Source organism: Staphylococcus sp. HMSC067F07, assembly GCF_001837405.1.
Lineage (GTDB): Bacteria > Bacillota > Bacilli > Staphylococcales > Staphylococcaceae > Staphylococcus > Staphylococcus capitis.
This window is the reverse complement of the sequence record NZ_KV832212.1, coordinates 18,003-37,363: the sequence shown is the minus strand read 5'-3', so window position 1 is coordinate 37,363 and position 19,361 is coordinate 18,003. Positions and strand designations below refer to the sequence as shown.

Genomic DNA, 19,361 nt, shown 5'->3' with positions numbered 1-19,361 from the left:
GTGTGCCTTCTTAATGTATTAATGTAATACCTCTACAAACTTAACATTAGCAGTAATGTAATAACCATCAACGGTTTTTAATCTTGGAGTAAAATTATTTGTATAATCGATATCGATAATATTTAATTCATCTTTAGGTTGCATCGTTTGAATTGGTTCGTTTTTGAAAGTAACGTCAGTGTAAAGTTTACACTTCTTCAATACTCTAATTCTTTTAGGAATAGTAGAAACGTAGCCATCTTTCTTTTTCAATTCAGTAGGTTTAACAAAATTTACATTAGCAGTAATGAATCGCTTATCTTTAGTAATTAATCTCATTGTTCCCTTAGATGATTGACTCATATCTGATATGGGAATTAAACTACCTTTTTTAATAGTATTAAATTCTTCTTTAAAATCTGCATCAATATAACTTTTAATAGTTTTTTTAGTAATTATAAAATTGGGTTTTTCGCTTAAATACTTAGTATCATTTAGTTTATTTGTTGGGACATCCTCAATTTTAAATTGTTTATTTATAAATTCTAACTTAAAGTTTTGACGGTTTAGACTAACATCATCATTGAAATTAGGATAAGTAGCGAATACAAGTGCTGTTTTGTAAAGATTAAATTTAATAGCAATATTAAAATCAAATTCATCAAAGATTAAATCATCAGTTTTAATATATATGAAGTTATCTTTATGTTCATAATTCACAGATTTAGAAAATCTTTCGTCTCGAATTTTAATTAATTCTACGTTATTGATTTCTACACTTGGTTTAGTAAATAATTCAATTACCTCATAAAATGTATCATCTATCATCTCTGTACCTTTATACACAGGCATACACGCTTCTTGTAGAGGTATTAAATGGTTATATTTATCAGGATATTTTAAATAAACACTTGTATTTTTAATAAACTTTTGTTTGTTAGAATCAAAAATTTTGTAATAAATGTATTCTTGCATAGCTTCTTTATCTGAGTGAAAAAGACTATAAACATTTTTATACTCATCTATAGTAAGTAAGTCTTCCACATTGTATCCAGTTTCTTTAATAATGGATTCTACTTTAGAAAATTGATTGAAAAAGAATTCTTTATTATCAGATTTTAAAAATGTTTTAGTCACTAAGAAGCGTTGCATGTAATCCACTTCTACTATACGACTCAAAATACTTTCCATAGCTATTTTAGGAATATCTAAATTAACAATTTGACGTAAAACTTCTAAATTGATTTTTGATTTTTCAATAACATCAGTAGATTTAACTAATGAGACATTATCTGTAAAGCGATTAACGTGATAGGTAGCTTCAGTTGTCATTGATGCACTTGTACACTTACTAATTAATTCCGCAAAGAATAATTTATCTTCACCAAATTTCATATGTTGAAATTTTATTTGATTATCTATTACTGTTGAACGCTTAAAGATTTTACCTGGTGAACCCACAGCACGAAAAATTTCATTGATTTCATATGGAATTAAACCATTGGCTTCCTTATATGAAGCGAAACGAGCCATTTTAGAAACATTTTTATCTTTATGCCTAAAGCTTTGTCCAAAGCCAATATCTGAATGATGTTCAGACATTTGAAATACTAATTTCGGAAAGCCCTTTTTATCTAACCAATCGTCAGCATCCAATAAAGCAATGTATTCACCATTTGCCACCTCGATACCTACATTACGAGGTTCAGCTGGACTTCCAGAGTTTTGTTCTAATTGAATACATTTTATAAAATCGTACTTATCATCATAGTACTGAAGAATTTCATAAGATCTATCCGAAGAAACATCATCTACAAATATAGCTTCAATTAATGAATGGTCCATTTCTAAATCCACTAAAGATTGTACACATCTCTCAATAAAAGGTTCCTTATTATAAACAGGAACAACAATTGAAATTAACTTACTAATTTTAAACTCCCCCAAAACAAAAATATTACTCACTATATTTTTGTATAATAAAATAGTTGTACTACAAGAATAGCGTTTTTACAAGAAACAGAATAGATATATTACCTAAAACTTTTTAAAGAACTATCACAAGGTTATTATAAATTATGTTGATGCTTAAATATTATCGAGAATTTACATAAAAAATAAGAAGTGATGATTTTGTGAAAAGTATCACAAAATACTTTTATTTTACATGAAAAGGTGTAGTATATGAATTGTAAGGAGTAAGTAATAAATTATGGAGTGATTGACTATGAGAAATGTAATTGAGAATTTAATTAACTCTGATGTAAGTAGTTACGAAATTTATGTACACACTGGCGTAAATCAAGGTCTTATAGGTGATCTTAAAGATGGATATTTAACAATTGACTCAATCCCTTATATTGATGCCGAGAGATTATATTATTATAGTCTAGAACGTAAATCCCTTGTTACAAGTTAACCAAACCAATAACGCTATTGATAACTCTCGAAAATGATGAAATGAACTTGCTCTCAAAGAGTAATTGAGAGCAACAAACACTCTATATACCCCTAAAATCTAGAATAATGTGTTAGAAGACCACATCCTACGCCCCAGTAAGATGTGGTCTTCACTATGTTTATTCAACTTATTAATTATTTAATAAATAAAAAATTAAAATCCGAAAATTACACTTTAAGTATTTAATATTTTTTGAAGGGTGAACGAAAAATAAGGTCATCCGACTCCTGTGGGGATAAGACGAGTTGAAAACTTGCATAGCAAGGTTGAGACTGTCTCCAAGGAAAGCGCGATGACCAAACTATATTCATCTTCTAATGAATTATTCTGGACTAATCTATTGAGTAATACGACCTCTTGGGTTTTCTTTTTTATCATTTTGTTTAAAGTTCTTTTTAATACCATTATATTCATAAGTGATATTAAATAACTTATTCTTTGCTGCATCTCTACTGGCAAATGGTAATCTCACGTCTTCCATCTTCTCAACTTCATGTCTAAAAGCTTTTTCCTCTTTTTGACGTTCTTTTATAGACATATTTAACCATTCTTCTTTAGTAAATAAATCTTCGAAAGGAAATTCAAATGCAGTACGGTGCTTTTCTTCTCTTAACTTTAGAACGCGATCATGATAAGACATCTCTCTCACTACCTCCTTCTAGTATATACTCATAATTATATATCACTACTTTATATTAATTATTAAGTACCCACACTGAAATTATAACATTTTTTAATTTTTGCAATCACTACAATTTTATAGAGTATTGAAAAACGTTAAGATAGATATAACTTATATTGAAATTCATTTTCCAAAAAGGAGACTAAAGATATGTCAGAGTTAAAGAATAAAGTAGCAGTAATTACAGGAGCAGGTAGTGGGATTGGAGAAGCTATAGCCAAAGCGCTAAGCCAACACGGGGTTAACATTGCGCTTGCTGGAAGAAATGAAGAAAAACTACAAACCGTGGCACAACAACTTGAAACTGAGACAAAAGTCATCCCTACAGATGTCACTCAAAAAGACAGTGTTGACCAAATGCTACAAGTCGTTAAAGGACACTATGGTAAAGTCGACATCGTTGTTAATAGTGCTGGACAAAGTTTATCATCTAAAATCACAGATTATGACGTTGAACAATGGGACACAATGATTGATGTGAATTTAAAAGGGACGCTTTATGTATTACAAGCAGCATTACCACATTTATTAAATCAATCATGTGGGCATATTATAAATATTGCTTCTATTTCTGGATTTGAAGTTACGAAGACAAATGCTGTATACAGCGCCACTAAAACAGCAATCCATACTATTACACAAGCCCTTGAAAAAGAACTCGCACGTACCGGTGTAAAAGTGACAAGTGTATCACCAGGCATGGTTGAAACACCAATGACTGAAGGTAATGACTTTGGCGGACGTAAAAAGTTAGATACACGCGACATCGCCGATGCAGTTGTATATGCGTTAACGCAACCAAGCCATGTAAATGTTAATGAAGTGACAGTCAGACCTGTATAGAAGTATTAAAGAGCATATTATTAAGATGACAAGCACTTATAGAATGTTAAACTTGAATTGTAAACTATTTGATACTTTTAATTTACATAAAGGAAGGGATATCAAATGAATCAACGTCAATTCGAGATTTTAAACATGCTTGTTGAATTTAACACGGAGAGTCCTCCAGGAAGAAATACAGACCCATTACAAAATGAAATTGAATTATTATTAAGAGATTTAGGTTTCTCTATTCAGCGAGAACACCTTTATGACAATGATAGTATCATTGTGGCCACTTTAAAGGGGGAAGACCCTGAAGCACCCAAGTTAATATTAAATGGCCATGTTGATGTCGCGTCTGTAGATGATGATCAATATTGGCAATATCCTCCATTCAAGTTAACAGAAGTGGACGGATGGTTATACGGCCGAGGTGTCAGTGATATGAAAGGTGGCATGTCATCCTTATTTTATGTTTTGGAAAGGTTAAATCAAGAAGGACATCGTCCTAAAGGTGACATTATCGTACAATCAGTTGTAGGTGAAGAAGTTGGAGAAGCAGGTACAAAACGTGCATGTGAGATAGGTCCTAGAGGGGATTTAGCCTTAGTATTAGATACGAGTGAAAATCAAGCTTTAGGACAAGGTGGCGTTATCACAGGTTGGATTATTGTTAAAAGTAAAAATACGATACATGATGGCGCCCGTAGCCAGATGATTCATGCGGGCGGTGGTTTATTTGGTGCAAGTGCGATTGAAAAGATGACAAAGGTCATTCAAGCATTAAATGAACTTGAATCTCATTGGGCAGTGATGAAAAAGAGTCCAGGCATGCCACCAGGTGCGAATACCATTAATCCAGCAGTGATAGAAGGCGGTCGTCATCCAGCTTTTATTGCAAATGAATGCCGATTATGGATTACCGTACATTATTTACCTAATGAGCGATATGAAGATGTTGTTGAAGAAATTGAAGATTACTTAAATCGCGTGGCTGAAGCGGATGTTTGGATGAGAGAGAATCCACTTGAGTTTGAGTGGGGTGGAGCATCTATGATTGAAGACAAGGGAGAAATCTTCCCAAGTTTTACAGTGCCAATAGAACATCCTGGATTTAAACAACTAGAAGATGCGCATCAACATGTGCATGGCAGTGCGTTAAGACATGGCATGAGTACGACCGTAACAGATGGTGGTTGGATTGCGCATTTCGATATTCCAACTATATTATATGGTCCAGGTAGTCTGGAAGAGGCACATAGTGTTGATGAAAAGGTTGAGAAACGTGAATTAGAGCAGTATAGCGAAGTGTTATATGAGTTTCTGAAACATTGGTATGAGCACCCTGAGAAGTAATATAGAATGTGAAGTAAATCCAAAATTGTAAGGGTTAAAGTGGATAAAAAAACCCCTCACTATTTCGTATAGTGAGGGGTTGCTTCATATCAAGCAGAAAGACTTGTTACTATAAGTAAAGTTTAAGATTTTATCTTCTAAACGATTCTTTCAATCTACTCATCCAACTACCACCGCGTTTTGAACGAACGGGTTGACCTGTTGGTTGTGCAGTTTGTTTCTTGAGCTCTTGTCCATATTTGATTGCTTTTTGCATTAAGTATACTTGTGAATTTAATGGTGACAAGTTGTTTTTAACATAGTGATATACACCATTTTCATCTTGGTAACGTCCTTTTTCATTATCTGAAAGTTGTAAGTTCATGTAATCGACTAAACGCTTACCAATGGTTTTATTTTCAACAGGGAACAAGATTTCAACACGTTTAATCATGTTACGTGTCATAACATCTGCTGAAGATAAGTAAATACGTTCGTCGCCATTATTATGGAAGTAGTAAATACGAGAGTGTTCAAGTAAACGTCCAACAATACTTACTACTTCAATATTTTCGCTAATTCCAGGAACACCAGGTTTGAGACAACAGATACCTCTTATAATAAGCTGAATTTTAACACCAGCTTGAGAGGCTTCAAAGAGCTTTTCAATAATAGCTTTATCGGTAAGAGAATTCATCTTCATCATAATCTTACCGTTTCCATATTCTAAGTGATTACTGATTTCTTTATCTATGCGATCGATAAAGACATCACGAATATCAAATGGCGCTACAATCAGTTTATTATATTCAGGTTTGATAGAGTAACCACTTAAATAATTAAAGAAGTTAATCGCATCCTCTGCAATTTCTTGATTTGTAGTGATGATTCCCATATCTGTATAAAGTTTGGCTGTTTTGTCATTATAGTTACCTGTACCAAGGTGTACAAATGATGTTAATTCGCCACCAATACGTTTAACTACTAGCGCGATTTTACTGTGTGTCTTAAGGTGTGTCATACCATAAATCACGTGACAACCTGCATCTTCAAGCATACGTGCCCAATGAACGTTATTCTCTTCATCGAAACGAGCTTTTAGTTCCACAAGCACTGTAACTTGCTTACCATTTTCAGCGGCTTCTTTCAGACTATTGATGATTGGCGAGTCTTTACTCACACGGTAAAGCGTCTGTTTAATCGCAATGGTATTTGGATCGTCAGCTGCTTCACGAATAAAATCGACGATAGGCTCAAATGATTCATAAGGATGATGGAAGAAAATATCTCTTTCTAAAGCTAATTTATAAATATTATTGTTCCCTAATGATCTAGGTACTTGTGGCGTGTATTTCTCATAAGTAAGATATTTAAGTTTATTTGAAAGATGGTCAACTAAGCCGAATAAAAATGTTAAATCTAAGGGACCATTTAAGAAGTATACGTCATTTTCTTCTACTTCTAATTGTTCATTAAGCCATTCGATATTCTCTCTTTGAGCTGTACGTCCATCGACTTCTAAACGCACGGCTGAACCACTTTTACGTTCTTTTAAAAAGCGTTCAATTTCAATCAGTAAGTCTTCAGCACCGTCTTCATGAATCGTTAAATCAGCATTTCTGGTAATTCTAAAAGTAAATGTATTTAAAACCTCATATCCTGTAAATAGGTAGTTGATAAAGTATGTAATGACATCTTCAACCATTACAACATATTGTTTATTACCTTCGTTAAGTGTTAAAAAGCGAGGAATTAAAGATGGAATTTGTACAATTGCAGAATTAATAGCATCTTCAGTATCGATATCTACAAAAATATTTAAACTTTTGTTATTTAATTTTGGAAATGGGTGATACGCGTCAATACCTAGTGGCGTCAGAGTAGGTAGAATACGCATTTTGAATTCTTTTTCAAGTTTCTCTATGAGCGTTTCTGATAAACAATCAGGTTTAACCATTTCAATATCATAATTACGTAACTCTTCAATAAGTTCGTTGTAGCGTTGATATTGCATATGTACATACTCTGTATTCTTTATCTTAATCGCATCAAGTTGTTCTTGAGGCGTCATTTGAGCTTTATTTTCAGGTTTGTCATAACCCATTTTCACTTGGTCTTTTAAACCAGCGACACGAACCATGAAAAATTCATCTAAATTTGAACTGAAAATAGATACAAAATTAAGCATTTCGAGTAATGGATTATTCTTATCATAAGCTTCCTGTAAGACTCTATAGTTAAAATCTAACCAACTTAACTCCCTGTTATTATAGTACTGTGGTAAATTAATATCCTTTTCTCCCAATTGAGTTTGCATAACTCTCAATACACCTCATTATTTAGTCTTTATAGTTGTGTAGTCTAAAAATATCATATGAATTTTAAGATTTTGTAAAGATGATTGAAACTTTCCCCTTTAAAATCTTTTCGATATGTTTCTTCTGTCTATTGGCTTGATACTCTTCTGCAATAGGCTCTCCTTTGTAGTAAACATAGAGTTCATATTTATCGTCCTTTTTCTCTTTAAGTTTAACTTCTTCTACAAAGCTGGTATGTGAAATATTTAACGCATTCACAAATTTAATGATGCCACCTAAAGCCTGAATGGTATCAACTTCCTTACCACTAAACCATTCTGTTTCTTTAACATAGAACTTAAGTAATGATTTATTTTTAAAACTTGCAAGTAATGCTAGCTTCACACGGTCTTTATGAGAAAATCCATTAATCATAGAATTCGCAATTAAGTAATAAGTATGTGGTGAACTTGAATCTGAATCTATAAAGCTACCAAGGTAATAAATGTAAGCACCTTCGACGAATAAAGCTTTTTCTTGAGCTGAAACTTTCAAATTACCGTGTTTTAATAGTTGATCCAGTAAAGATTGAGCTAATTTTAATCGACGATTCGCACTATCTTCTTCAATGTTATACTCATTCGCAAGATGTCTTAATGCATCTTGACGTACGTTATCTCTTTTAAATTCATTAGGGTGACGTTGACGTATCAAGTTCATAACATAGCCTTCACGAATACCGTTTCTTGAGAAAGTGAATTGTGTAGCATCAATTTTCTTGAAAAGTGTTTTAAACACTGAGACGGCAGGTAGGATAATATCTACGCGATCTCGACTTAGGCCATCAAGGTTAGTTAAATCATCTCGTGAGCTTTTACGGATGATATCATATACTTCATCGATGTCTTTAAGTGACATGGTATAGTTATGAACGCCACCAATAGGGTAGGAATGTTCTGATTGATGTATTCGCGCAACGTTACGTGCAGAGCCACCTACACCAACGAGTGCAATTTCTTGATCTTTTAACCAATCAAGTTGATTAAACTGTTCGGATAAAAACTTTTCCATACTTTTAATGGCTGGTTTATCGTTATGGTCTTTGTCGCCAAAGAATTGACGTTTTAATGTTACTACTCCAAATGGAAAACTATGTGCCTCTTTAAGTTTCTTGTCTTTGAAGAGCGTCACTTCTGTAGATCCGCCACCAATATCTACAGAAATACCATTTTCAATATCTGTCGTATGTGAAATGGCATAGTATCCATAGAAAGCTTCATCTTCTTCAGGCACAATTTGAATTTTAATATTCAAATCTTTTTTGATTTGCTTAATGATGTCATCTCTATTTTGCGATTGACGTATTGCTGCTGTCGCAATAGGATGTAATTCTTGAACATCAAACTTGTCAGCAACTTTCTTGAAACTACGAAGCGCTTCTTTTAACACTTCAATACCTTCATCGTTCATTTTTGTGTCTTCTGTTAAATATTGACTAAGACGTGCAGGTGTCTTAATGTTGAGGATTTCATTTAGTCCTGTTTCTGTAGTGAAACCAAAAATAACGAGTCGAATCGTATTTGAGCCAATGTCTATTAAACCTATTCTTTCTTCCATCTCTGCCTCCTCTGATTCTTACGGGAAGTTTGAAATTACCCCTGTTTAATTTTATTTTACATGATATAGATAAATTGAAAAGATTTTTAAGAAACTTTTTGTTAAAGTTTTATAGTAATTTGGGAAAACTATAATATTTTAGACAATATGTATTTAATTACGCAGATAAAAGGATGTCTGTAATAAAATTTTGAATTTAAAAGTTTAAAAAGCTAGTACATCTAGAGGGAAGATATACTAGCGATTATTTTTATTGTAAGTGAGTTTAAAATGCTAGGAATGATAGACGGGCTTCAGTGAGCAGATTGCTCAACAATTATACGCATCGCGCAAAAACTAAAGAACAGTTTTCGCTTGATGCTAGTAATTGCTCGCAACCTAACCGCTCACTTCCGCACCTTTTTTACACCTTAATTGGTCCTCCGGGGCCTACTGGTATACCAAGTAGGAACCATATTAATGTAAAGGCTATCCATACAATAGTGAGGGCGATAGAGTAAGGCATCAAACTTGATAGTAGTGTACCGAGTTTCATATTTTTATCATACTTTTGTGCATATGAAAGTAATAACGGTAGATATGGCATCATCGGTGTGATAGGGTTTGTAATTGAATCACCTACACGATAAATTGCTTGTGTAAATGCTGGATGGAATCCAACTAAGATGAGCATTGGTACAAAGATAGGTGCTAGAATACCCCATTTGGCAGAAGCGCTACCGACCAACATATTGACTAAAGCACTTAGTAAAATAATTCCTATAATTAAAACTATTCCATTTTGATGTTGTAATAATTTAGCACCTTTAACGGCTGCAATGACACCTAAGTTACTCCATTCTAAAAAGGCAAGTAATTGTGATGCGAAGAATACGATGACAATAAATGACCCCATAGAACCTAATGATTCTGCGATCATACTGCCTAAGTCTTTAGTATTTTTAATTTCTCCACTTAATATTCCATAAATTGTGCCTGGTACTAAGAACACAACTAAAATAATTAATCCGACACCATTAATTAACGGTGCATCGTCGAGTAGACTTCCAGTCTTCGCATTTCTTAAGAAACTATGTTCTGGTATTGCGCATATAATGAGTAAAACGATGAGTACTACAAAGCTTATGTTTGCCCAAAAGAGTGCTTTATTCTCTTGTGGTGTGATATGAGAAGATGTTTCTTCTGTGTCTTCATGGGCCTGACTTTCATCATAACGTCCTAATCTAGGAATAATGAGTTTTGTCGTAACCAAATGGATTGTTGGTAATAAGACAACAACACTTGCTGCGATAAAGTACCAGTTCATAGCCACGTTTGTCTTAATGTCTTTAGAAACAATACGTGCTGCTGGGTCTGTGAAAGAATAGACGAGTGCATCTTGCATACCTACTACTAAATTTGCAGCAAAACCTCCAACTGCTGAAGCGTAGGCCATGGCTAAACCAGCGATAGGATGGTAGCCAATCTTAATAAATAACATTGCTGCAAGTGGTGGTAAGATAATTGTTGCCGCGTCTCCAGCAGTACTTCCTAATATGCCAATTAATATAATCGTTGGAACAATTAACTTTTTTGGTGCTTTGTTCACGACTGAAATCATTAATTTGTCGAAGTAGCCAGACTTTTCAGCAGCGCCAATTCCAATCATCACGCCTAATACTAAACCTAGTGCGGGAAATTCTGAAAAGTTCTTAATCGCGTTATTCATGATATAAGCGAAGCCGTCATGGCTTAATATGCTCTTAATATGTATGACTTTCCCATCACCAGGATGTTTTACGGATACGTTGAATAATGATACAAACCAAGTAATGATTGCGAGTCCTACACACATAAAGAAGAAGAGTACCGCAGGATCTGGTAATTTATTCCCCACAAATTCGACTCCATTTAAAAATTTACTTACGAAAGACTTTTTCTCCTTTGCATTTGCCCCCATTAGTCATTTGCCCCCTTTGATTCATTATTGAATCTATACCCACCAATACCATCTTTAGGTAAGAATTTTCTGAAATTTAAAACTAAGCTTACATGATAAATACATATATGTAAACGCTATCTATAATATTAAAGTTCATTTTCCGGAAAATAAATATCATAAACTAAAGCGATATCATTGATATAACAGCGTTTAAGAAGAATTTAAAAGTGGAAGATATATATTGTAAATAATGAAGAAAGTTTTATGAAGGAATTAAAAAATCGGGAGAGTGACGAGCGATGAAACGTTTAGAAAACAAAATTGTAGTAGTAACCGGCGCAAGTACAGGTATAGGCCAAGGTTCTGCAAAGGTCTTAGCCAATGAAGGTGCACATGTCTTAGCATTAGACATTTCTGATAAGTTAGATGACACAGTGAAGGAAATTAATGAGGCTGGTGGTCAAGCTACAGCCTATAAAGTAGATATTTCCGATGAACATCAAGTAGAACAATTTGCCGAGAAAGCTAAAGATAAATATGGTCGTATCGACGTGATATTTAATAATGCAGGTGTAGATCATGGTGCGGGTCGTATTCATGAATATCCAGTAGAGGTCTTCGATAAAATTATGGCTGTAGATATGAGAGGAACTTTCTTAGTAACTAAGTTCTTATTACCTTTAATGATGGATCATGGTGGCTCTATCATTAATACGGCATCATTCTCAGGTCAAGCAGCTGACTTGTATCGTTCTGGTTACAACGCTGCTAAAGGTGGCGTGATTAACTTTACAAAATCTATTGCCATTGAATATGGTCGTGAAAATATTCGCGCAAACGCGATAGCACCTGGTACAATCGAAACACCATTAGTTGATAATTTAGCAGGTACCTCTGAAGATGAAGCGGGTAAAACATTCCGTGAAAATCAAAAATGGGTTACACCTTTAGGTCGTTTGGGTACGCCTGATGAAGTAGGTAAACTAGTGACATTCCTTGCTTCTGATGATAGTTCATTTATTACAGGTGAAACGATTCGTATCGATGGTGGTGTGATGGCATATAAATGGCCTGGTGAAATGTTAAGTGACGATAGTTGGAAGAATTCAACGAAATAATGATGACCATATCATATATGATATAATCACAAACCCCCAGTTTCCATAAATGAGGAACTGGGGGTTATATGCGTTTCAGATTTAGGCATTTATTCTATTGTTGGGCGCAGTTTTCACATAATTTATATTGCGAATCAGCCCAATTTGCTAGATGGGTATAACCTTTTAAGTCTTTCGCTTTAACTTGTATTGTAAGATTTTCATCTTTATTGATTTCTTTGCCACAATTAGAACATTTCATTGCTCCAAAAATAGTTGTCTTTTTATCATCATTTTTAGAAAACATGATTTGCCTCCTTGTCTTTTTGTTACCACATTAATGATTGATAGCTGTCGTCATTTAACGAGCGTACGATCTCAGTAATCAGTTGAACAGAATTTTCATAATCATCTGTGTGCATGACTGAAACATTAGAATGCATATATCTTAATGCTACACCAATAGTGATTGTCGGAATTCCTTCATTGGCTACATGAATGCTACCAGCATCAGTACCGCCTCCAGGAGTTGTAGCCCATTGAACAGGAATATGATGAGCTTCTGCAACCTCTTTAATATGTTTACGGAAACCATCATGTGCAATACTTGTTGCATCCATCATGATAACAAGAGGGCCATCACCTAAGTTGCCTTGATTCTTCTCACTACTCATACCTGGAACATCATATGCCACGCCGACATTTACTGCTATTGCAAGATCTGGTTTGATAAGATTAGCTGCGACTTTAGCACCACGTAAACCGACTTCTTCTTGAACTGTGGCACCAGCGAATAAGTTGATATCAATACTGTCATCTTTTAAACGGTTGAGGACATCAATAGCTAATGCGCAACCATACCGATTATCAAACGCCTTCGCAGTTAAATATTTATCATTTGCAAGTGTTTCAAATTCACTATATGGTGTAATCATATTTCCAAGCTCTACTCCCGCAGCTTCAGCTTCTTCTTTGTTTGCTACACCTATATCAATATACATATGTTTAATTTCAACTGGTTTCTTACGTTCTTCCTGTGAGAGCGCATGAGGAGGTTTTGAACCGATAATACCTCTAATTTCTTTACCATTTTCAGTAGTGATTGTTACTTTCTGAGATAACATCACTTGGTTCCACCAGCCCCCGATAGGTGTGAAATAAATATAGCCGTCTTTATCGATTTGAGTCACGATAAATCCGATTTCATCAAGATGACCTGAAATCATTAATGATTTTGAACCATTTTGGGCACGCTTTTTCCCGAAAATGCCTCCCAAATTATCTTCAACGATCTCGTCACTTACAGGAGTTAAGTAATCTTTCATTAGTGATTTAACATTTTTTTCATGTCCAGCAATGCCGTTAACGTCTGTTAATGATTTAAGTAGTTCCTTTGAGTCAGACATAGCTATCTCCTCCAATAATAAGTTTTCAATTTTAGTATAACATGCATGTGACATTCTTTATGATGTGGCAGTAGCTTTTGAGTTCATTTTCAAGAAATAAAATCAAATAGTGGAAAGTAATATGAGTAACATATTTGTATCGATGGTGGTATAATTTATTTGAAAAAAAGACGAGAGAAGGCGACAACAATGAAAAAAGTGATTTCTCTTATAGCAGTGTTAGTTCTAAGTGTGGCTGCACTTTCTGCGTGTAGTAAGGAACAAACGAAGACATATGAGGGAGACGTTAATGGTAAGAATGTCATTACGTCATTAACATATAAGGATGACGAAGTACTTAAGCAATCTACCATTGGAACGGTTAAATATGATGATTTAGGAATTGATCAATCACAAGCTAAAGAAATGTTAAAAAAAGATGAGAAAGCTTTTAAAGGCGTTAAAGGTGTAACGTATAAAGTCGATTACAAAGATCAAAAAGCTGTCGAGCATATAGATGTCGATTATAAAGAAGTAGACGTAGATAAATTGAAAAAGAATTTAGGTTTCGAGTCTGCTAAAGCTAAGAAAAAAGATTATGTAAGTATGAAGGAATTAGTTAAACAATTGAAACGTAATGGTTTGAAAGAGAAAAGCAAAATGAATGATGAATAATTGTTGAAGTTGATTGAACAATTATTTTAGATGATGAAGAGTGCGGGACGTGAATCTCGCACTCTTTTTTTAGTTATGAAATTAATTTAAGTTTATAATCTTTAATTTTTTGAGTAGCTCCATCAAGCTCTCTATAAATAATATGTTCTGATGTGATTTCAGTCGGACTATTAACACCAACAGCCGCTGCGATATTAAATAGACCTTCATGTAAACTAGTTACATAATTTGTCACACGGTATTGTTTCTCATCAACGATGAGCGCTTTTTCTTTTTTAGGATCAGTTGTAGCGACACCAACTGGACATGTATTTAAGTGACATTGTTGACTCATGATGCAACCAACATTAATCATCATACCTCTAGCAATATTTACTAAATCAGCACCTAAACCTAACGCAATGGCAATTTTATCGGGAGTGATGAGTTTACCAGATGCAAATATTTTAATTTTATCTCTGACACCATATTTTTCTAACATACCTGAGACGATGGGTAGTGCGGTAAGTAAAGGTAATCCGACGCCATCTTCAAGTTCTTGGAAAGTAGCCCCCGTGCCACCTTCACCGCCATCGACAGTGATAAAACTTGGATAAGTATCGAGTTGAACCATTGTTTTTACTAGTTTTTCGATTTCATCAACTTTACTTACTACGATTTTAAATCCTACAGGTTTTTGACCTAGATTCTTAATTTGATCAACAAATTTGAGTAAGTCTTCTGGATTTTTAATAAAGTCAAAACGGTTTGGTGAATTAATTGTTTCATGGGGTTTAACATTACGAATTTTAGCAATTTCTTCTGTAACTTTATTGCCTTCCATATGACCACCACGTGTTTTAGCGCCTTGAGCTAACTTTAATTCAAATGCGCGAATATTTTCACGATCAGCCAATTGTAAAAACATGTCTTTATTAAAGTGTCCTTCTTTATCTCTCACGCCAAAAAGTCCTGGGCCAATTTGGAAAATGATATCACCATCACCCTTAAGATGGTAATCTGATAGCCCACCTTCACCTGTATTCATCCAAGTGCCTGCTTTAGATAACCCTTTTGATAAAGCAGTTATAGCATTTCTACCGAGTGCACCATAACTCATACCTGATTGTCCTACTAAACGTTTTACTTTATATGGATGTTTAAGTTCAGGTCCTAGGACAACTGCATGTTCATCTGATAAGAAGAAAGGATCGATTTGAGATCTTTTTCTATGTTCATCACGACTAAATAATCGTTCGTTTTCAATTTGATATAAAAATGTTGAGATTAAATCTGAATTATCGACATGTAATTCTGAGGCTTGTAATGGAAACATTGTGTTTTGTATGTAAAACCCATCTTTATATTCTCTTTGAATACCGTAACTCGTCATGCGAGAGTTATATTTACCTGCAAGAACAATATGTTTATAATCATTTCTTGAAAATGGTTTACCTTCATTATCATCAGCGAAGAAGTACTGACGAAGTTTGGGGCCTATTTTTTCAGAGATATAACGGATACGTCCTAAAACTGGAAAATTTCTAAGTACACTATGTTGATCTTGACCTTTATCTTTAAATAGCCAAATTAAACTCATGATAACAATACCTAATAGCACAATCATTATGATGATATTGACTATAAATTGCATCGTTGTCAATATAGACATAAACATTCCCCCTAAACTAGTTTCTTCATTATTATGATACATTAATGTATGCGTTTTACAATGAAAGCGTATAAAATTAATTTTAAAATTTCAATTAAATTATTACATTTACGTACTTTAGTGATAATGTTTAAGTGATAGGTAATAAGAGGTGAGCTATGAATAGAGAGACACAATCAATAGAGAGAAAACGACATATTCCTTTATGGAACAGTAAAAAGGTTGTTAAAAAAGACATTCTACTTATACCAGCATACATATTTTGTCAAAGTATAATACCTATCATCGTAGTCTTTGGAACACTAGGTATTACTGCAATGATTACACAGCATGCACCACCTGACTGGTTTTACAACCTTTCATTAAGTATAAGCTTTGTTCTGGCACAAGGTTTAGTGCTCATGCTGTTTTTTACCTTACATAAGTTTTATATTGCCAGTGTCGCAAGGAGACAGTTTAAAAACGCTAAAAAGTATGTACGTCAAATACTTATTGTAGTTATAATTACATTTGTGCTAATGTTACTTATTGAGTGGCTTGTTCAGTGGCTACCTGCCTCATTAAGATTTGGTGTAACACAATATGAACGGCGAGTGGAAGGATTATTTCTACACCCAATCGCCTTATGCTTTACGTTTATATCAATGGTAATTTTACGCCCTATGATTGAACAACTTATCTATAGACACATCATTATTCATGAGTTAGGTAAGAAATGGAACAAGAAAATAATGATTGTGATATCAATTGTTATCGAATCTATAGTACATACGTATGACATGGCTTCTATTTTCGAAATAATTCCGTATTTACTTATTGCGAGTGGTGCAACTTATTTATACATTAGAACAGGTCAAAATTTAGCAGTAGCCTATCTTTACCAAGTAGGTGTGCAATGCTTCATATTTTTAGAGATATTGAGTAAAGTGTATATCTTTTAAAGTTATTAAATAAAGGAGTATTCAATGAGCAACGAATCACATGAAATACATCAACAAACAAATACACCAGTTATGAACGAATTTGATTCGAAAAAAATAGTGAAGAGAGACTTCTGGTTAATTCCAATTTATATATTAAACTTAACAGCGATACCTATTATATGTGGAATTATTGGTGCCTACATTGGTTATGCAATAGTAGGTAACATGTCAAAGAAAATATTTGAAGATTATTATATGAATGCTGCAACCATTGGAAGTGTAATTGGAGCATTCATTTTACTAATTGTGTTTTATCTCATGCATAAAAACAACATTAAACCTATAGCTATATCACGATTCAAAGCACTTAAGAAACATATTATATTAATTATAGGATCTATCATCATGATTTATGTATTTGAATCTTTTTATCAGATTTTAATGCAGTTTTTACCGGAAAAGTTTCAATTTAATGATACTGAAAATAATAAAGATATAGCGAAAATGTTTACACATGGATGGTTAGTACCATTTCTTTTTCTAGATATTGTTATACTCACACCTTTTGTTGAAGAGTTAATATTTAGACATTTGATTATTCATGAATTAGGTAAAAAATTAACTTACGGGCTCATGTATATAGTCTCGATACTTATATTTGCTAGCTTACATTGTGTGGGTGCTAAATCACCATTTGAAATAGGACCCTATATTATCATCGCGTCCATGATCGTTTTTGTTTATCACAAAACTGGTAGAAATTTAGCAGCTACCATTACGATGCATACTATAAACAATGCTGTTTCATTTCTAATAATGGTAATGGGTTTATAATGTAAATGAGTACACATTTGTGAGTGTGTACTCATTTTTTGTGTAATGATAAATATAATATTCAGAAAATATAAATATTTATTTAATGTTAATATAAAACTTAAAATAGGGAATATAAACAACAATAGTTTCATAGAAAGGAGCGTTAGTCTTGCTATTAAAAGTTGAGAATCTTACATATGAAGCGGATAAACGTACAATATTAAACAACATCAATTTAAATATTGAAAAAGGGGATACCATAGCAGTTATAGGGCCATCTGGAAGTGGAAAGAGCACCTTATTTAAGCAACTTAATAATTTAATTAGTCCTACTGAAGGTGAGCTATATCTAGATGGCAAAAATTACAATGACTATTCGCCAGAAGAATTAAGATCACGTGTAAGTTATCTTATGCAACAAAGTGGCTTAATAGGTTCAACGATTGAACATAATATGAAATTCCCTTGTGAGGCAAGAGGGGATAAGTTTGATAAGGAAAAAGCAAAACAACTTATTAAACAAGTCGGACTGGGAGATTATGACTTAGATGCTGAAATTGAACATATGTCTGGTGGGGAACGTCAAAGAATTACGATTGCACGTCAATTAATGTATGAGCCAGAAGTGTTACTATTGGATGAATCGACAAGTGCACTAGATACTAAGAACAAAGAAAATATTGAAAATATTATCTTTGATTTTGCTAAAAAAGGCGTAGCCATTCTTTGGATTACTCATAGTGATGATCAGAGTATGAGACATTTTAAAAGAAGAATCACCATTACTGACGGTAAAATCACTAAGGACGAGGAGTTGAATAGTGATGAGTAATACAGCATTATGTTTAACAGCACTACTATTATTGATTCCAATCTTTATTTCATATAAAGAAGGTTTACATATCATTAAAGATTTAGTAGTTGCAACGATACGAGCAGCAATACAATTACTTATTTTAGGATTCTTGCTACATTACATTTTTAAAATTAATGAAAAATGGCTACTCATGCTATGTGTGCTAGTGATTATTATTAATGCATCATGGAATACTATAAGTCGTGCTTCACCAGTGATGCATCATGTATTCTGGATTTCATTCGTAGCTATATTTATCGGTACAGCATTACCATTAGCAGGCACTTTAGCTACCGGAGCGATAAAATTTACTGCGAATGAAGTTATTCCAATTGGCGGGATGTTGGCGAATAATGGCTTGATTGCCATTAACTTAGCTTATCAAAACTTAGATCGGTCATTTGTTCAAGACATTTCAGGTATTGAATCTAAATTAACGCTATCGGCAACTCCGAAGATGGCATCAAAGTCTTCTATTAGAGAGAGTATCCGTTTGGCCATTGTACCAACTATTGACTCTGTGAAAACGTATGGACTTGTATCTATTCCTGGGATGATGACTGGCTTAATTATTGGTGGGGTACCTCCATTACAAGCCATTAAATTCCAACTATTAGTAGTCTTTATTCATACGACAGCAACGATTATGTCAGCATTAATTGCAACTTACATGAGTTATGGCCAATTCTTCAACGCTAGACATCAGTTGGTAGCGCGAAACTCAGATGTAGTAGGGGATGAATAATACCTAAATCCATTCTACACAAAACATAATTTCTTATTATATAATGAAACAGTTATGAACATTTCAGCGTTTGTAGCTGTTTTATTTTTGCTACAA

17 protein-coding genes are annotated in these 19,361 nt (G+C 33.6%); 9 read left to right on the top strand and 8 right to left on the bottom strand.

The window, feature by feature from the left end:
* Window positions 1-18: 18 nt before the first annotated feature.
* Entirely contained in the window at window positions 19-1,944 is a 1,926-nt protein-coding gene (locus tag HMPREF2706_RS00990) for a glycosyltransferase family 2 protein (RefSeq protein WP_083319921.1), read from the bottom strand.
* A gap of 262 nt (window positions 1,945-2,206) precedes the next feature.
* On the opposite strand from HMPREF2706_RS00990, the gene HMPREF2706_RS00985 reads away from it, so the two are divergent.
* Window positions 2,207-2,398 (top strand): hypothetical protein, encoded by a 192-nt coding sequence (locus tag HMPREF2706_RS00985; protein WP_002432938.1) that lies wholly within the window; start codon window positions 2,207-2,209, stop codon window positions 2,396-2,398.
* Between the two features lie 379 nt (window positions 2,399-2,777).
* On the opposite strand, the gene HMPREF2706_RS00980 is transcribed toward HMPREF2706_RS00985, so the two are convergent.
* Entirely contained in the window at window positions 2,778-3,080 is a 303-nt protein-coding gene (locus HMPREF2706_RS00980) for a DUF1413 domain-containing protein (protein ID WP_049427919.1), read from the bottom strand.
* A gap of 192 nt (window positions 3,081-3,272) precedes the next feature.
* Here HMPREF2706_RS00980 and HMPREF2706_RS00975 point away from each other — a divergent pair, with 192 nt between their 5' ends.
* Together HMPREF2706_RS00975 and HMPREF2706_RS00970 are read left to right on the top strand one after the other, a co-directional pair.
* Window positions 3,273-3,965 (top strand): SDR family oxidoreductase, encoded by a 693-nt coding sequence (locus tag HMPREF2706_RS00975; RefSeq protein ID WP_049427921.1) that lies wholly within the window; start codon window positions 3,273-3,275, stop codon window positions 3,963-3,965.
* Window positions 3,966-4,070: 105 nt separating this feature from the next.
* Entirely contained in the window at window positions 4,071-5,303 is a 1,233-nt protein-coding gene (locus HMPREF2706_RS00970; protein ID WP_049427923.1) for an acetylornithine deacetylase, read from the top strand.
* A gap of 130 nt (window positions 5,304-5,433) precedes the next feature.
* Here HMPREF2706_RS00970 and HMPREF2706_RS00965 read toward each other — a convergent pair whose 3' ends face one another.
* The 3 genes from HMPREF2706_RS00965 to HMPREF2706_RS00955 all read right to left on the bottom strand — a co-directional run bounded on the left by HMPREF2706_RS00965 (window position 5,434) and on the right by HMPREF2706_RS00955 (window position 11,135).
* Window positions 5,434-7,599, bottom strand: coding sequence for an RNA degradosome polyphosphate kinase (locus HMPREF2706_RS00965; protein WP_049427925.1), 2,166 nt, complete (start codon window positions 7,597-7,599; stop codon window positions 5,434-5,436).
* A gap of 64 nt (window positions 7,600-7,663) precedes the next feature.
* Window positions 7,664-9,196 (bottom strand): exopolyphosphatase, encoded by a 1,533-nt coding sequence (gene ppx / locus HMPREF2706_RS00960; protein ID WP_070597678.1) that lies wholly within the window; start codon window positions 9,194-9,196, stop codon window positions 7,664-7,666.
* Between the two features lie 403 nt (window positions 9,197-9,599).
* Window positions 9,600-11,135: an AbgT family transporter gene (locus HMPREF2706_RS00955; RefSeq protein ID WP_049428462.1), complete on the bottom strand. Its 1,536-nt coding sequence runs from the start codon at window positions 11,133-11,135 to the stop codon at window positions 9,600-9,602.
* Between the two features lie 281 nt (window positions 11,136-11,416).
* On the opposite strand from HMPREF2706_RS00955, the gene HMPREF2706_RS00950 reads away from it, so the two are divergent.
* Window positions 11,417-12,235, top strand: a complete 819-nt coding sequence (locus HMPREF2706_RS00950; protein WP_070862129.1) for an SDR family oxidoreductase — start codon at window positions 11,417-11,419, stop codon at window positions 12,233-12,235.
* A gap of 94 nt (window positions 12,236-12,329) precedes the next feature.
* On the opposite strand, the gene HMPREF2706_RS00945 is transcribed toward HMPREF2706_RS00950, so the two are convergent.
* Both HMPREF2706_RS00945 and HMPREF2706_RS00940 read right to left on the bottom strand, forming a co-directional pair.
* Entirely contained in the window at window positions 12,330-12,521 is a 192-nt protein-coding gene (locus tag HMPREF2706_RS00945; RefSeq protein WP_037550375.1) for a hypothetical protein, read from the bottom strand.
* 22 nt (window positions 12,522-12,543) lie between these two features.
* Window positions 12,544-13,620, bottom strand: coding sequence for a M42 family metallopeptidase (locus tag HMPREF2706_RS00940; protein WP_070862128.1), 1,077 nt, complete (start codon window positions 13,618-13,620; stop codon window positions 12,544-12,546).
* Between the two features lie 189 nt (window positions 13,621-13,809).
* Between HMPREF2706_RS00940 and HMPREF2706_RS00935 the strand changes: the two genes are divergently transcribed.
* The gene (locus HMPREF2706_RS00935) at window positions 13,810-14,274 is read left to right on the top strand and encodes a YehR family lipoprotein (protein WP_049428458.1); all 465 of its coding nucleotides are present in this window, start codon (window positions 13,810-13,812) and stop codon (window positions 14,272-14,274) included.
* A 73-nt stretch (window positions 14,275-14,347) separates the two neighbouring features.
* Here the strand turns inward: HMPREF2706_RS00935 and HMPREF2706_RS00930 are convergent, their stop codons facing one another.
* Entirely contained in the window at window positions 14,348-15,925 is a 1,578-nt protein-coding gene (locus HMPREF2706_RS00930; protein ID WP_070862126.1) for an FMN-binding glutamate synthase family protein, read from the bottom strand.
* 158 nt (window positions 15,926-16,083) lie between these two features.
* Between HMPREF2706_RS00930 and lnsB the strand changes: the two genes are divergently transcribed.
* The 4 genes from lnsB (at window position 16,084) to fetB (ending at window position 19,265) form a co-directional block, all read left to right on the top strand.
* Window positions 16,084-16,866, top strand: coding sequence for a CPBP family lipoprotein N-acylation protein LnsB (gene lnsB, locus HMPREF2706_RS00925; protein WP_049428456.1), 783 nt, complete (start codon window positions 16,084-16,086; stop codon window positions 16,864-16,866).
* 24 nt (window positions 16,867-16,890) lie between these two features.
* Window positions 16,891-17,682 carry a CPBP family intramembrane glutamic endopeptidase gene (locus HMPREF2706_RS00920; protein ID WP_049428454.1) on the top strand — a complete coding sequence of 264 codons (792 nt, stop codon included), beginning with the start codon at window positions 16,891-16,893 and terminating at the stop codon, window positions 17,680-17,682.
* A gap of 151 nt (window positions 17,683-17,833) precedes the next feature.
* Complete coding sequence (locus tag HMPREF2706_RS00915) at window positions 17,834-18,496, top strand: ABC transporter ATP-binding protein (protein WP_049428452.1); 663 nt, start codon at window positions 17,834-17,836, stop codon at window positions 18,494-18,496.
* Window positions 18,489-19,265, top strand: a complete 777-nt coding sequence (gene fetB / locus HMPREF2706_RS00910; RefSeq protein WP_049428451.1) for an ABC transporter permease — start codon at window positions 18,489-18,491, stop codon at window positions 19,263-19,265. Before HMPREF2706_RS00915 ends, fetB begins: the two co-directional genes overlap by 8 nt.
* Window positions 19,266-19,361 lie beyond the last annotated feature (96 nt).

Coding starts and splice junctions, on each gene's coding strand:
- HMPREF2706_RS00985 (WP_002432938.1), top strand. CDS start 2,207: ATGAGAAATGTAATTGAGAATTTAATTAACTCTGATGTAAGTAGTTAC.
- HMPREF2706_RS00980 (WP_049427919.1), bottom strand. CDS start 3,080: ATGTCTTATCATGATCGCGTTCTAAAGTTAAGAGAAGAAAAGCACCGT.
- HMPREF2706_RS00975 (WP_049427921.1), top strand. CDS start 3,273: ATGTCAGAGTTAAAGAATAAAGTAGCAGTAATTACAGGAGCAGGTAGT.
- HMPREF2706_RS00970 (WP_049427923.1), top strand. CDS start 4,071: ATGAATCAACGTCAATTCGAGATTTTAAACATGCTTGTTGAATTTAAC.
- HMPREF2706_RS00965 (WP_049427925.1), bottom strand. CDS start 7,599: ATGCAAACTCAATTGGGAGAAAAGGATATTAATTTACCACAGTACTAT.
- ppx (WP_070597678.1), bottom strand. CDS start 9,196: ATGGAAGAAAGAATAGGTTTAATAGACATTGGCTCAAATACGATTCGA.
- HMPREF2706_RS00955 (WP_049428462.1), bottom strand. CDS start 11,135: ATGGGGGCAAATGCAAAGGAGAAAAAGTCTTTCGTAAGTAAATTTTTA.
- HMPREF2706_RS00950 (WP_070862129.1), top strand. CDS start 11,417: ATGAAACGTTTAGAAAACAAAATTGTAGTAGTAACCGGCGCAAGTACA.
- HMPREF2706_RS00945 (WP_037550375.1), bottom strand. CDS start 12,521: ATGTTTTCTAAAAATGATGATAAAAAGACAACTATTTTTGGAGCAATG.
- HMPREF2706_RS00940 (WP_070862128.1), bottom strand. CDS start 13,620: ATGTCTGACTCAAAGGAACTACTTAAATCATTAACAGACGTTAACGGC.
- HMPREF2706_RS00935 (WP_049428458.1), top strand. CDS start 13,810: ATGAAAAAAGTGATTTCTCTTATAGCAGTGTTAGTTCTAAGTGTGGCT.
- HMPREF2706_RS00930 (WP_070862126.1), bottom strand. CDS start 15,925: ATGTCTATATTGACAACGATGCAATTTATAGTCAATATCATCATAATG.
- lnsB (WP_049428456.1), top strand. CDS start 16,084: ATGAATAGAGAGACACAATCAATAGAGAGAAAACGACATATTCCTTTA.
- HMPREF2706_RS00920 (WP_049428454.1), top strand. CDS start 16,891: ATGAGCAACGAATCACATGAAATACATCAACAAACAAATACACCAGTT.
- fetB (WP_049428451.1), top strand. CDS start 18,489: ATGAGTAATACAGCATTATGTTTAACAGCACTACTATTATTGATTCCA.